This is a genomic window from Bacillus sp. RO2, assembly GCF_012911845.1.
GTDB lineage: Bacteria > Bacillota > Bacilli > Bacillales > Bacillaceae_I > Sutcliffiella_A.
The window spans coordinates 1-12,705 of sequence record NZ_JAAXCU010000050.1 but is presented as its reverse complement, the minus strand read 5'-3'; the positions used below and the strand labels follow the sequence as shown (position 1 = coordinate 12,705).

At 36.9% G+C, this 12,705-nt stretch carries 16 protein-coding genes and 1 pseudogene; 3 read left to right on the top strand and 14 right to left on the bottom strand.

Translation table 11 applies throughout. The features are described from left to right. Positions 1-63 precede the first annotated feature (63 nt). The 9 genes and pseudogenes from HF078_RS21335 to HF078_RS16960 form a co-directional block, all read right to left on the bottom strand. Positions 64-408, bottom strand: coding sequence for a YunG family protein (locus tag HF078_RS21335; protein WP_169292244.1), 345 nt, complete (start codon positions 406-408; stop codon positions 64-66). A gap of 30 nt (positions 409-438) precedes the next feature. Next, positions 439-1,158, bottom strand: a pseudogene (locus HF078_RS16995) (alpha/beta fold hydrolase); the annotation flags it as partial. 11 nt (positions 1,159-1,169) lie between these two features. Next, positions 1,170-1,994 (bottom strand): DUF4037 domain-containing protein, encoded by an 825-nt coding sequence (locus HF078_RS16990; RefSeq protein ID WP_169292226.1) that lies wholly within the window; start codon positions 1,992-1,994, stop codon positions 1,170-1,172. A 4-nt stretch (positions 1,995-1,998) separates the two neighbouring features. Beyond that, positions 1,999-2,418 carry a GNAT family N-acetyltransferase gene (locus tag HF078_RS16985; RefSeq protein ID WP_169292225.1) on the bottom strand — a complete coding sequence of 140 codons (420 nt, stop codon included), beginning with the start codon at positions 2,416-2,418 and terminating at the stop codon, positions 1,999-2,001. Positions 2,419-2,435: 17 nt separating this feature from the next. After that, positions 2,436-2,873 carry a pyridoxamine 5'-phosphate oxidase family protein gene (locus HF078_RS16980; protein ID WP_205831666.1) on the bottom strand — a complete coding sequence of 146 codons (438 nt, stop codon included), beginning with the start codon at positions 2,871-2,873 and terminating at the stop codon, positions 2,436-2,438. A gap of 12 nt (positions 2,874-2,885) precedes the next feature. After that, positions 2,886-3,368 carry an NUDIX domain-containing protein gene (locus HF078_RS16975; protein ID WP_169292224.1) on the bottom strand — a complete coding sequence of 161 codons (483 nt, stop codon included), beginning with the start codon at positions 3,366-3,368 and terminating at the stop codon, positions 2,886-2,888. A gap of 26 nt (positions 3,369-3,394) precedes the next feature. Beyond that, positions 3,395-4,204 (bottom strand): PP2C family serine/threonine-protein phosphatase, encoded by an 810-nt coding sequence (locus HF078_RS16970; protein WP_346775369.1) that lies wholly within the window; start codon positions 4,202-4,204, stop codon positions 3,395-3,397. Positions 4,205-4,219: 15 nt separating this feature from the next. Continuing rightward, complete coding sequence (locus HF078_RS16965) at positions 4,220-4,915, bottom strand: Type 1 glutamine amidotransferase-like domain-containing protein (RefSeq protein WP_169292223.1); 696 nt, start codon at positions 4,913-4,915, stop codon at positions 4,220-4,222. Then, positions 4,912-5,502, bottom strand: coding sequence for a YdcF family protein (locus HF078_RS16960; protein ID WP_169292222.1), 591 nt, complete (start codon positions 5,500-5,502; stop codon positions 4,912-4,914). The genes HF078_RS16965 and HF078_RS16960 overlap by 4 nt, the downstream gene beginning before the upstream one ends. A 142-nt stretch (positions 5,503-5,644) precedes the next feature. Between HF078_RS16960 and HF078_RS16955 the strand changes: the two genes are divergently transcribed. After that, the gene (locus HF078_RS16955; protein WP_169292221.1) at positions 5,645-5,884 is read left to right on the top strand and encodes a hypothetical protein; all 240 of its coding nucleotides are present in this window, start codon (positions 5,645-5,647) and stop codon (positions 5,882-5,884) included. Positions 5,885-6,198: 314 nt separating this feature from the next. Here the strand turns inward: HF078_RS16955 and HF078_RS16950 are convergent, their stop codons facing one another. The 5 genes from HF078_RS16950 to HF078_RS16930 form a co-directional block, all read right to left on the bottom strand. After that, positions 6,199-6,603 (bottom strand): DUF6188 family protein, encoded by a 405-nt coding sequence (locus tag HF078_RS16950; protein WP_346775368.1) that lies wholly within the window; start codon positions 6,601-6,603, stop codon positions 6,199-6,201. Between the two features lie 612 nt (positions 6,604-7,215). Beyond that, positions 7,216-7,626 carry a hypothetical protein gene (locus HF078_RS16945; RefSeq protein WP_169292220.1) on the bottom strand — a complete coding sequence of 137 codons (411 nt, stop codon included), beginning with the start codon at positions 7,624-7,626 and terminating at the stop codon, positions 7,216-7,218. 1,029 nt (positions 7,627-8,655) lie between these two features. Next, complete coding sequence (locus HF078_RS16940) at positions 8,656-9,318, bottom strand: CoA transferase subunit B (protein WP_169292219.1); 663 nt, start codon at positions 9,316-9,318, stop codon at positions 8,656-8,658. A gap of 18 nt (positions 9,319-9,336) precedes the next feature. Beyond that, entirely contained in the window at positions 9,337-10,026 is a 690-nt protein-coding gene (locus tag HF078_RS16935) for a CoA transferase subunit A (RefSeq protein ID WP_010194325.1), read from the bottom strand. A 20-nt stretch (positions 10,027-10,046) separates the two neighbouring features. After that, positions 10,047-11,231, bottom strand: coding sequence for an acetyl-CoA C-acetyltransferase (locus tag HF078_RS16930; RefSeq protein WP_169292218.1), 1,185 nt, complete (start codon positions 11,229-11,231; stop codon positions 10,047-10,049). Positions 11,232-11,378: 147 nt separating this feature from the next. Between HF078_RS16930 and HF078_RS16925 the strand changes: the two genes are divergently transcribed. Both HF078_RS16925 and HF078_RS21105 read left to right on the top strand, forming a co-directional pair. Next, positions 11,379-12,299, top strand: a complete 921-nt coding sequence (locus HF078_RS16925) for a hydroxymethylglutaryl-CoA lyase (protein ID WP_169292217.1) — start codon at positions 11,379-11,381, stop codon at positions 12,297-12,299. Positions 12,300-12,354: 55 nt separating this feature from the next. Continuing rightward, the gene (locus tag HF078_RS21105; protein ID WP_277350531.1) at positions 12,355-12,489 is read left to right on the top strand and encodes a hypothetical protein; all 135 of its coding nucleotides are present in this window, start codon (positions 12,355-12,357) and stop codon (positions 12,487-12,489) included. The last annotated feature ends 216 nt before the right edge of the window (positions 12,490-12,705 follow it).

Genomic DNA, 12,705 nt, shown 5'->3' with positions numbered 1-12,705 from the left:
TTCTGCAATGGGATTGGTTTTGTCTTTTTCGTACATAGTCATATTAATAATCTCCTAAACACTTTATCTATTTATCACGGATGACAATACATTTTTCTTTAAAGTAAGATATTGTTCCAGATTTGTATCCTGAAATGCTTCTGCTCTGTCGGAAGGAGTATCGGAGTAATGAACTCCTTTATCAAATTGAGAGGATGTATAGTCATAACGAATACCATTTACCTTGTTATAGAAATGCCAACCTTTAGGCATTAAAGTCTTAACAATTTCCCCTCCCAAAAAATCTTGAACTACTAATGAAGTTACTCCACATTGCCCTTTAGCAGGATTCGCAGAACTCCACTTCGAACTTGTGGTCATAGACCAAGATTCAAAAAGGACATCTATTAAATTTTTCTCGTTAATCATTATCCGATCATTGGAATGATTAATGTTTGTTAAGGATTCGATAAATCTTATAATAATGTTTATTACCAGTTGCGGTTCATCTTTCTGAATGTAATGAGCACTATTTTCAGCAATTAAGAATTGTCCGTTTGATGTGAATCTTAGAATCTCCTCTTGCATCCTGTTCCATAAGGCTTGGGATTCCTTTGAATAATGATCTTTTTTCCCTGCCGACAAAACAATAGTGGGTGTATCTGAAACTCTATTACTTTTTTGAAGTTGTTTTAAACTCTCCATAAATTCTTGTAAGTTCCCTTCACGAGTGAACTGTTTTTTATAGGCCTCTTTGAATTCTTCAGACATCGTGGGGAGAAATCTTTCCGGGTATTCTTCTGGTGTAGAATCTATCAATACTAATCCAGCTACTTCTTGTGGGTACAAATTATTGAATAAACGCATGTTGACACCACCGTATGAATGACCTACAAGAATATAGGGTGGCAAGACATTCTTATCCTTTAAGAGTTCTCTTAATTCCTCCACCATAAATAGACTGGTCCTTGGATTAGAGCTTCTTTCACTTTTCCCAAGTCCAGCTCTGTCATATAGAATGACCTGAGTTAATTTCGATATTTCAGGATAGATTGATTCCCACGCTTTTGAGTAGTCTCCATATCCAGCATCCATGATTACAGTTGGAAATTCACTGGATTGCCCATATATTGTACAATCCAAGTGAAAACCGTTTATATTTGTCCAACTATCATTCATACCGATTCCCCTTACTTTACATAGCTAATATCCTGCTTTTGTTTCTCTATATTAATTTGGGGGTTATGTAACTCCACTATCTTTATAACCTCGTCTACTAATTGTTCCAAGCTTGCGAGACTTTCCTCCGGATTTCCAAGTAAAATACGATTCATCCTTGAAAGAAAATAATCTGGTTTTATATGCATTTGTTCTATTTTATGCGGCAACCACTTGTATGCAGGATGATGCACATACAGGGAATTCAAACCAAATAAAACACCCATTAACTTCTTTTGCACATCACAAAAAACATTGTATAACATTAGCCAATCCTCACGTTCTAGCAGGGCTTGACGGTTATTCCACCTGCCTCCGAAATCAAGATTTTCTAAAATCATCTTATTCGCAAGTTCACTTGGGTAATAAACCACACTTCTTTTAAACGTATCAATTAAACTTTTCCCAAGTAGCACTGTTCCATCTTGAATGGAAGCAACTACACATTGTTTATCAAAACTAACGTTAGATTTGACCACTACATCTTCTATTACGAATTCGATGGTTGAAGTAAGAAAATTACTAATCTCTAATTTGATTCCTTCACGAGTAACATATGACTCTGACCATTCTTCGTCTTCATATTGATAATAGTTTAAAATACTTCCTTTTACAGAATTAATGGGTCCTTTTCTATCTTCATCAGTAGGGGCTTCTTTCCAAAGAATATGTAATTCAATATCTGAAAACTCATCCTCCCACCCCAATGCAACTGATCCGGCTAAGAGGATAGCGTCTATCTTTGGGTTCGTTTTGTATATAGCTGCCATTTCTATGGCTTTTTGTTTTAAGTTCATTTTACTAACCTCTCGTATATGTTTTCCTATATCCATAAAATTCTCTAAAACCGTTTTCTTTATAGAAGTCCTTTGATTTGGAAGTGGCAAGCAAATCTAGTCGTGTTGATGGGTACATATCATGAACATATTGAAGCAAGAATTTTGCAATTCCTAAACCTCGATATTGTTTGGATATCAGAAGTTCACAAATAAATAATGTTATAGAGTAATCTGTAAGCCCCCGAACATAACCAATTAAAACATTTTCCTTCCAAACACAATAAGTAATATTTGAATTTTCCCAAGCTTGCTTTGTAAATGCTTCTTTAGATACAAGGTTGTTCCAATTTTCCTCTTTATTTAACTGATGAATATAGAGAAAATCATCGTTTTTATATTCTCTGACATATATGAATTCTCCATTTCTAAGTTGAAACTGCATTTAATTGTTCCCCTTGTTTAAATTTGATATGACTGATCCCTAACTACTACAGACTTAGGTTTAAACTTAATTAACACGTTAGATGCATCTAGGTTTTGAAACCTCTTATCCCATTTAGTGTCATCTTTTCCAAGATACTTCGAAATGATTTTATATGCAATAGCTGTATTAAAAGGCTCTACAGTACCATTTCCCCGAAACCCTGCATGGTGCACTTTACCTGTAGTACAATCGAAATCTACTATTCCAATAGCGCACTTTGAATTATTATGTATTCTATTTGGAAAGGTGTCTTTCGCAGTTCCAATAATCCATAATTCATTTCCCTCCCAATAAAACCAAACAGGCGAATCTTTTGGGGCATCCCCCTCAACTGTTGCCAGATGAGCAAACAATGGTTTCGCTAGCATAATTTCAAGATCAAAGCTTCTTTTTTTATCTCGGATAATTTGCAAAGCTTCCCACTCCTATTTTTCTATTAAATAGTCCTCCAAAAGGTGCTCCTCTAAAAATTCAACGTTTCGTTTATTCTCCACATAATCAAGAATGTGCTCCCTAATATTCGGATATAGAATCACTTTATCCAAATCGGTTAAAGGAATCCATTTCACTCCTGTCTGATTAGGATCTGGTTTCGTCGGCATTCTTGGAATACAGCCTTCTTTTATGTTACATTCGAACATTAGCCCCAAGGAGTGCGTTTCACCGTATTTGTTGTTATTTAAATGAGGGGCATATTCATAAACAACTGCTAAAGAACCCACTTCTACATCATTGGATGCTTCTTCTTTTGCTTCTCTTTTTACAGCTTCCTTTACCGTTTCGCCCTGCTCCGTACCTCCAGCCGGTAAATTATAATGCACCCCGTTTTTATCATGGAATTCTATTAATAATATTGAGTCGTTCTGTATGATTAATGCGCCAGCTCTTACTCTCATATGAAAAGACATGTATGTAGTACCTACCTTTTTTGGGTTTACTTTAAATCAGTTGGAATGGTTGCCTCTTTATTGTTTTGTATCACCCAGGAAACAATCGTTGTACTATCCCGTACATTTTTTGATTGAATATCTTCTAGTAGATTCCTAACTCCTACCTCACAAGTATCGACATTCTGAAACATAAGGTAAATATCTTTTCCATTGTTATATGAAGTATTCGGGCACTCCACTAATCCATCAGTCGTCATGATTATGTGGTTATCTCCAGTTCGCAATTCCTTCACACCCGTGCTATAGCAAGGAACTTTCTTGTTGAATGTACTTTCTTTACCGACCCATTCATAAAAACTGCGATGATTCTGTTGATATTCTCCTAACCTTTCAAGTTCAGGGTGTTCTAGAAGCAATAAACAATCTCCTATCGAGAAACACCATAAATAGTTGTCTTTGCGAAAAACAAGTAAACAGGCTGTCTCTCCCTGAACATTCTCACAATCCTGGATAAAACTTTCACTTTGAAAAATATCCAAGACCAAGCTATTTAAACTTGCAAACAAACTAACTACAGGTAATGTAAAAATGTCTAAAAACCTTGATTCGTTTTTCTCCATTGTTGAAGTGACCAACTCGGCACTTTCTGCTGTAAAATGGGCATCTAGCAAAATCACAAACTCCCAATCTTGTTTATCATCACACCAGATTAAACAACCATCCTCATTTTTATATTGTCCTGCAATGGAATTCCCGCCAAAACGACCGAGAACAACCTTTTCTCCGATTGTCATTACACTAATTTCGTCCACAAAATGTTTCTTGCTACCTACCCAACTTAGTTTGTTTACCACCGGTGCATTCCTCTCTTAACTCCCTAAATACTTTGTTGGAAGCTCTTCTTCAATAAGTTTTTTCTCGAAATAAACTTTGTATGCTTTAGCACTTGGCCTTGAGCTAACAATATGCTCAAGTTTGTCATTAGCATAATGGAGCGCAACACCATCATCGGTTGCAATACCTGGAATAATTTTATTACTTGCCACCAATTCTTGATAAGACGGTCTCCTTTTTACTTCCCCATCATAATGAGGACAATTGCTTCCTTTTATAAAACCCAAGCACTGAATAGGTTCTAATACATCACCAAAAGAGTCCGTTACACCTTCTTGAAACCAACATATGGACCCTGCACTAATACCGGCAAGTAAGACACCTTTGTCATAGGCCTTTTTCAGAATGACGTCTAGGCCCCATGCTCTCCAAAGTATTAATAGATTTCGAGTGTTGCCACCTCCGACATATATGATATCTTTTTCTAATAAAAATGTTTCAAAATCTCTCGTAGACGGGTTAAATAAAGAAAGATGGAATGGTTCACATTCTTGCTTCTCAAAGAACTGATAAAACCTAGCAATATAATTATCCGCGTCGCCGCTAGCAGTGGGAATAAAGCATATTTTAGGTTTGAGCTTACCAGATTGTTGAAGTATATAGCGATCTAACAATGGGTTCTCAGGTTCCATTGAAAATCCTCCCCCACCAAGGGCGATCAGTTGTTTCATTTTTCACTCTTTCCTTTCTGTTTTAATTGGTGCATAATGTTCGACTTAGGAATGATATCACCGAAATAAGTACCAATTTTCTTTACTTCATTCATTACCCGATTTATGCCCACGTCTGTCAAAAACCAGTTTTCCTTTGTTATTCCATATCTATCAACACAATGTGAGACCATGAACTCACAATCTTTTGGAAATTCAGCTTGATAACATAATAAGGAACGCCGAGCGTGCCCTGCTTTACAAACCACGATTGCTTTTCTCGGAACTATATTGTTCCTATGAAGAACTTCTAGCGAAAAACGGGCATTTTCCAATGTATGTTGCGCTTTGTCTTCTTTTAAAATTGCCTCTTCAGGTATTCCATTTTCCAAGGCAAGGTTTCGTAAATACTCCCACTCAGTCATTTCAACGTGTGATTTATATCCGCTAGATGGAAGTACATAAGGAGCCATTCCTTGCTTATACAAGTCAGCAGCCTTCTCCATTAATGGAGGATGATTGGCACCTGGCACCAAAATTACGTCTGCTGGGGAAACTGCAGTTTCTACAAAAATAAATTCAGTAATACAATCAAACGGGTTAACCATCTGAGTGCTCCTTTTATATTTTTTAGAGTTCTATATTCACTTTTTATTGAAAAACCTCACTGTATATATTAACATAAAATACCAGAATCTTTAGATTTATTGATTGTGTATTTAGAAAATATATTTTGTATTTAAGGTAGCAATGCGACTAGCCACGAATTTGAAAGACCTTCTCGATGAAGATTTAGAATATGGAAATCAAATGATAGAACGTATTCTAAAAGAGGTTGAGGAAAGGGATTTCCAAGAGAATTTCGAAATTGTCATGAGGTTAAATGTTCAGTTTATTGATTCTATGAATCAAGGTGTTGTTAAACAAATCAAAGAATTTGCTCTTGAAATGAATTTGATTTTGGAAGCATTAGAGAGCATGGAAGGTTAGCAGGGCTATCTTATTTATAACGAGAGCTTAACTTAAATAAGGGATAAGACACTTTTTTTGTTAAAAGAGGCTTTAGTTGAATAATTCCCTAATAAAAAACAGGAACTTTCATAAAATTGGAAGTTCCTCTTTTTTGTAAGCAATATCAACAATAAGCTTTAACAGGGCGATTGATTAAAGAGTGACTTTCTTAACTTGTTTTTCAAATCAAATCCCCTTTCGATTGTTCCATCATCCTACCCAATTCTTAAAAATAGAGCGATTCACTATGCAGGAATCTCTCTTATTTAGTATAATGAGATGGCTTATACAAACTAATCTGAATAAGTTCCTCCTGGTAAAGTAAATAAATAAAACCCGTTGTCTCCTCTTAACTGCCATCCTTCAAAATAATTACTGTCGTGAAACAACTCAAGAAAAATGCTTCCTTCAAATTCAACAACTAAATCAGATATTTCTTCAAAATGTAATATATTCTTTATACTCTTTCCTAATAGAATCTTTTCTACATTTTTATGTGAGTATTTGTCTGGTGCTTGAACACAGTCTGAATAACCAATTACAACTTCATTAGAAACTTGTAACCTCCAAGGGCATTCAATGATTAAACCTGCCGTTTCAAAACTCATCCCTAAAGGTAAGTTCTTTTCTGTATTTACTTCAGTAACCTTCTGACCAGTAAAATAATTAAAATCTATGCTACTTATTTTTCTATACACACTCATCCCTCCTCTCTCGATATAAACTTATTGAAAAGTTTTGTTTGTCGTGATTTTTTACTTCATTTGCAATGTTTTATATTGAAAAATCCTTTTCCTTGTTCAACTAGATTGTTACGATTGCTTTATTCCAATTATTTCATAATATAAAAATTTCTCTTTGACCACCCCAAAAATGGCGCTGATCCTTGTTCCTGGATCGCGCGGGATTGCTGAAGATCGTTGATTAAGGAATAGGCTGCATAAATCTTCCAGAAAAGTTCCTAGATAATTGAGTAAGAAATCATTTGCTTAATCTTGATTGTTCTTTCCATTATTTTGGAGGTATATCTTTAGTAAGGTAGAGTTGATATTATATAAAATTAAAAAAATAAACCATAACATTAAAAAAGTAACTATTTCACCAGTAAAAACGGACACTACTCCAATGATTATAAATGAAACCCTATACCACCAATCCATTTTCATTATTTAACTCCTTTAAAGATATAACATCTTTGTTATTATCAAGATGATTATTTAATCGCTTTTCAACAATGGTAACCAGTTCTTATGTAAGAAACGAAACACTTTGCTACAATCGCTCTCAGATTCTTGAATAAATATTATTCTTTATTTTCTTTTTAAATTATGTTCAAATAAAGCATCAATTTTTTTGTCAATCACTTCATTATCACTATTTTTAATATATATGATACAGAATTTATCTGAATATAACGACTTTGGTGGATATTCAAATTCCGTTTCTGCAAATATCTTTCTTAACTCTTCTGTTATTTTTTCTTTATTTGAATAACCATAAATGAGATAAATATTACCGCTTTCTACCTCGTATTGTTTTTCATTTGAACCAGAAAAGATAACTAACTCATTATATTTCTCTCTTTCCGTTAATGGAATTCCTGCCTTTTCAAATTCATTTAGAATTGGTTTTACCACTGCTTCTTCTTGTCCATTAGAACTACAAGCTGAAAGTAATATAATTGAAAGAGTCATAATATAACAATAAAATCTTTTAAGCATTCATTCCCCCCTATCTTCCATTATCTTGCCCTTTAATGAAATAACGCTTACTTTATATATTGTTATATTTTAACATAAAATTCCACTAACCTTTATGAAAAATTGTTATGCAATTTTACCTTCAAAAAATGCCTATTGTTAAGTTGCAAATAGAGGTACAAATTCACTTGCAAATCCCCCTATATCTGAATGGAAAACCTTTAATATAAACAAAAATCTCCTATTAAATTAGTTTACAAATTGATAGGCAATTTAATGCTTTTTTGTACTTAAGTAGATTTACATACTAGTGGCGGAGGAGTTAGGGGATTGGATCATAAGCTTTTCTGGAGGAAACTTTAAACTTCTGTATTTTTCTCTAACCTATTAACCCTAAATTCCAATTTGGGGTTTTTCTCAATAAGAAGATCTGTATCGAATTTAAATGAATTGAGTTTTTCGTTTGTGGCTTTAAGTCGTAAATCATTCTTTTCATATCACGTCGGTATTCAGCTTTAAATTGTTTGAACTGGAGTTTAAACGAATCTATATCACATTTTAATGTACTAATGTCTGCTTTCATCTCATTGATTCCTTGCAAGATTTGTTTTTAACATTTCATTTTCTACTTTACTCCACCTCCCTTTACCTTATTTTAGCATGTACAAATCATTGCCATTTAATAGGTAAAAAGACCCGTGTGTAACTTTCAGAATAATACAAGATTACATGAACATAGTTTTTTTATAAGGAGTTATTTCCGCTTAATTATTACACAAGCTTCAACTAAGGGGCTGACTGCTTTGTACCAGAATAAAAATAAACAATTGATCATATTATTAGGTATTTTGCTATTGCTATTTCTTGTTGTTAATATTGTCCGTCACGTACGGATCTATGTTGTTTATAGTTCGGGAGTAGGTCCATTCATTCTGGGAGGATTAATCATTTTGGCAATAGTTGTTCTGTATATTAGGAGGTAAAAATATAGTTCCCTATAAAAAAACAGGAAGGATAACTGCTCCCTCCTGTTAACTTTAAAGCTGAATCCTAAAATGCCTCTAACTTCACATGCTCATCCACAATTAACGTCGGCTCTGTCGAGTTCTGGATATCTTCCACTGTAAAGCCGCTTGCCACTTCCACAAGCTTTAAGCCCTGTTCTGTAACATCCATTACAGCACGATCTGTAATGATTCTGTCCACCACACCTTTACCCGTCAAAGGCAGGGTGCATGCTTTCAAGATTTTTGCTTCTCCTGCTTTATTTACGTGGTCCATAATGACGATGATACGTTCAGCACCGTGCACGAGATCCATCGCCCCGCCCATGCCCTTAATCATTTTGCCAGGGATCATCCAGTTGGCAAGGTCACCGTTTTCGCTAACTTCCATGCCACCTAAAATTGCGATATTTACATGACCGCCACGAATCATCGCGAATGATTCAGCGCTGTCAAAGTAGGCTGCTCCAGGGATAGCCGTTACAGTTTCTTTTCCGGCATTAATTAGGTCTGCATCCACATTCTCTTTTGTCGGGTATGGCCCGATGCCTAATAAGCCGTTTTCTGATTGTAGAACTACCTGTTTGTTATCGGATATGTAATTCGCCACAAGAGTGGGCATTCCGATTCCAAGGTTTACATAGTAGCCGTTCTCTATTTCTTTTTCTGCTCTTTTTGCTATTTTTTCGCGGTTATTTATAGTTGTCATCGTTTGTTCCCCTCCTTGCTAGTCTCTTGTGGTAACACGTTCGATTTTCTTTTCTTGCTGACCTACGATTAGTCGTTGAACATAGATGCTTGGTGTCTGAATCAGATTTGGATCTAAGTCACCAATTTCTACAAGCTCTTCCACTTCTGCAATGGTTACTTTACCAGCTGCAGCAATCATTGGGTTAAAGTTTCGAGCCGTTTTGTTGTAAATGAGGTTCCCCATTTTATCAGCCTTGGTTGCTCTTACCAAACTGAAATCCGCACTATAGGCCTCTTCAAGTAAGTATTCTTTTCCGTTAAATTCACGGACTTCCTTGCCTTCCGCGATCGGCGTTCCAACTCCTGCTGGTGTGTAAAATGCAGGAATACCCGCACCCCCTGCTCTGATTTTTTCAGCAAGAGTACCTTGTGGAGTTAACTCTACTTCAAGCTCACCAGATAAAACCTGGCGTTCAAATTCTTTGTTCTCTCCAACATAGGAACCGATCATTTTCTTTATTTGTTTGTTTTTCAATAGAAGTCCAAGACCCCATTCATCAACACCGCAATTATTAGAAATGACCGTTAAATCTTTTACGCCTGTTTCCACAAGTGCAAGAATTAAGTTTTCCGGAATGCCGCACAATCCAAATCCGCCAACCATGATGGTAGCTCCATCATGAATGTCTTTTACCGCTTCTGTAAAGGATGTATAAATTGGTTTCATCTTAAGTTGCACCTCTCTCTTTATATGTTTTCTACAATCGTAGCGACACCTTGTCCGCCACCAATACATAGTGTTGCAAGTCCTTTTTTTGCTTCACGGCGTTTCATTTCGTGGATAAGTGTTACTAAGATTCTAGTTCCACTCGCACCTATCGGGTGACCAAGTGCGATTGCACCCCCATTAACATTCAGCTTTTCAGGATCGAACTGCAATTCCCTGCCAACCGCAAGTGCCTGAGCGGCAAAAGCTTCGTTTGCTTCCACTAGATCCATTTCTTCCATGGACTGTCCGCCTTTTTCCATCGCTTTTTTCACAGCTGTAACAGGTCCGATTCCCATGATACTTGGATCTACTCCACTGCTGGCGTTGGCAACAATTTTCACAAGAGGTTTGATACCAAGCTCTTCCGCTTTTTCCTTACTCATTACCACTACCGCCGCAGCTCCATCGTTAATCCCTGAAGCGTTACCGGCTGTAACAGAACCATCCTTTTTAAAAGCTGGACGCAAGCCGCCAAGTTTCTCAGCTGTGGTTCCTTTTCTAGGGTATTCGTCTGTATCTATCGTCAGAATTTCTTTTTTCTTCTTCACTTCCACTGGTACAATTTCATCTTTGAACTTGCCGTCTTCGATTGCCTGTACTGCTTTTTGTTGACTGTTAGCAGCAAATTCATCTTGTTCTTCTCGAGTTAACTCGTATTTATCGCAAAGGTTTTCGGCAGTGACACCCATATGGTAGTCATTGAAAACACAAGTTAGCCCATCCGCTACCATGCTGTCCACTACCTTTTGGTCTCCCATTCGAAACCCGTCACGAGCACCTTTTAATAAATATGGAGCTTGAGACATATTTTCCATCCCACCGGCAACAACAATGTCTGCATCTCCAGCAAGGATGGCTTGTGTGGCAAGGTGAACTGCTTTTAGCCCTGATCCACAAACTTTATTAATTGTCATGGAAGATACTTCCTGAGGAAGGCCAGCAGCCATCGCCGCTTGTCTTGCAGGATTCTGTCCAAGTCCTGCCTGCAACACATTCCCCATGATTACTTCATCAACACTATCTGGTGCAAGCCCGGCTTTAGCGAGCGCTTCTTTAATCACAATGGACCCTAACTGTGGAGCGGAAACATCTTTAAATACTCCACCAAAACTTCCAATCGCTGTTCTGACAGCGCTTACAATGACTACTTCTTTATTCGACATATTTTCCTCTCCTCTCGACTGATTAATTTCTAGATTCATGTCGAAAATCCTTCTTTTTTTATAAAATTTCTATTATTCTTGCTTTTAGTCCCCTTTATTCCATAAAATTAGTGTTGGGAGAAATTATTCGTGAAGGGGGAAACAACGATGAAACTACCATCCAAAGCAACCATTATCGAAGTCGGACCACGTGATGGATTGCAAAATTTGAAAACATTTGTGCCAACAGATGCAAAAATTGATTTTATAAAAGAATTGCAGAAAGCCGGAATCCCGGAGATGGAGCTTACCTCATTTGTCTCACCAAGGTGGGTGCCACAAATGTCAGATGCAGCTACTATTATTGAAAGTTGTAATGACAGGGACTCTCGTAATTTTGTGTTAGTTCCAAATGAGAAGGGCATTGAAAGGTTACGTAGCACCTCTTGTAAAAATGCTGCTGTGTTCGTTGGAGTGAGCGATACATTTAACAAGAAAAATATTAATAAAACTACCGAGGAAAGCTTGGTGGAATTGGAACCTTTAGTAAAAGAATTAAAAAATCAGGGGTACTTTGTTCGTGCATGTATTTCAACTTCGTTTTATTGTCCATATGAAGGGAAAGTTGAGTTGAACGATGTCGTTTCATTATGTAAGCGTTTTGTTTCTTTTGGAGTGGATGAATTAAGTGTTGCAGATACTATTGGAATGGCAAATCCAAAGGAATCCTTTCAGCTATTCTCTGTTTTGAAAGAGGAACTAGTTGACGTAATGTTAACCGCCCATTTTCATAACACCCGTGGTATGGCCTTGGCAAATATTTTTGCTGCACTTCAAGCTGGTGTGGATAGATTTGACACTTCAGCAGGCGGTCTGGGGGGCTGTCCGTTTGCACCTGGTGCATCCGGAAATGTTGCAACAGAGGACGTTGTCTATATGCTTGAACAAATGGGTATTGATACAGGTATCAATTTGAAAAGGGTTGTTAGAGCATTGGAGAACCTCCTGCCTCATCTGGATAAACAATATGAAAGTCAATATTACAAACTTGTACAAGCGAATGGGACGGCTGTCCCTCCTGGTGTATAATTCATTGCTTCCTTACCCACATTAATTAGGGAGAATAAGGAAGGGAGAGACCTCTATGTCCAAGCATAATAACCATAATGGTCCCAGCCAAAAGGGACAGCCTAACGCTCAAAGCGTGAAGCAAGTAGTTTCCGCTGAAGAAGTGGAACGCGCAAGCCATCCGACGAAGCGTCAGAATTCAGAGCAATAATGTTTGATAGAAACTGCAGTGGTGCAGTTTCTTTCTTTTTTTGGGGTCTATGAATCCCAGTTCCTTGAGTTTCATGTTAACTTTGTCTTCATTGACTGTCTATGACTCCCGGGAACTAAGAAGTTATGTTAACATCGTCCTTATTGACCCTCTATGAACCCCGGCATCTCCTAATTTTGGCTAACATTGTCCTCATTGACCTTCTATGAACCCCGG

Excerpts from the sequence above, each read along its gene's own strand:
- HF078_RS16955 (WP_169292221.1), top strand. The coding sequence starts at position 5,645 with ATGCGACTAGCCACGAATTTGAAAGACCTTCTCGATGAAGATTTAGAA.
- HF078_RS16925 (WP_169292217.1), top strand. The coding sequence starts at position 11,379 with ATGAAACTACCATCCAAAGCAACCATTATCGAAGTCGGACCACGTGAT.
- HF078_RS16930 (WP_169292218.1), bottom strand. The coding sequence starts at position 11,231 with ATGTCGAATAAAGAAGTAGTCATTGTAAGCGCTGTCAGAACAGCGATT.
- HF078_RS16990 (WP_169292226.1), bottom strand. The coding sequence starts at position 1,994 with ATGAACTTAAAACAAAAAGCCATAGAAATGGCAGCTATATACAAAACG.
- HF078_RS16945 (WP_169292220.1), bottom strand. The coding sequence starts at position 7,626 with ATGCTTAAAAGATTTTATTGTTATATTATGACTCTTTCAATTATATTA.
- HF078_RS16985 (WP_169292225.1), bottom strand. The coding sequence starts at position 2,418 with ATGCAGTTTCAACTTAGAAATGGAGAATTCATATATGTCAGAGAATAT.
- HF078_RS16960 (WP_169292222.1), bottom strand. The coding sequence starts at position 5,502 with ATGGTTAACCCGTTTGATTGTATTACTGAATTTATTTTTGTAGAAACT.
- HF078_RS16935 (WP_010194325.1), bottom strand. The coding sequence starts at position 10,026 with ATGAAACCAATTTATACATCCTTTACAGAAGCGGTAAAAGACATTCAT.
- HF078_RS21335 (WP_169292244.1), bottom strand. The coding sequence starts at position 408 with ATGATTAACGAGAAAAATTTAATAGATGTCCTTTTTGAATCTTGGTCT.
- HF078_RS16975 (WP_169292224.1), bottom strand. The coding sequence starts at position 3,368 with ATGTCTTTTCATATGAGAGTAAGAGCTGGCGCATTAATCATACAGAAC.
- HF078_RS16940 (WP_169292219.1), bottom strand. The coding sequence starts at position 9,318 with ATGACAACTATAAATAACCGCGAAAAAATAGCAAAAAGAGCAGAAAAA.
- HF078_RS21105 (WP_277350531.1), top strand. The coding sequence starts at position 12,355 with ATGTCCAAGCATAATAACCATAATGGTCCCAGCCAAAAGGGACAGCCT.
- HF078_RS16965 (WP_169292223.1), bottom strand. The coding sequence starts at position 4,915 with ATGAAACAACTGATCGCCCTTGGTGGGGGAGGATTTTCAATGGAACCT.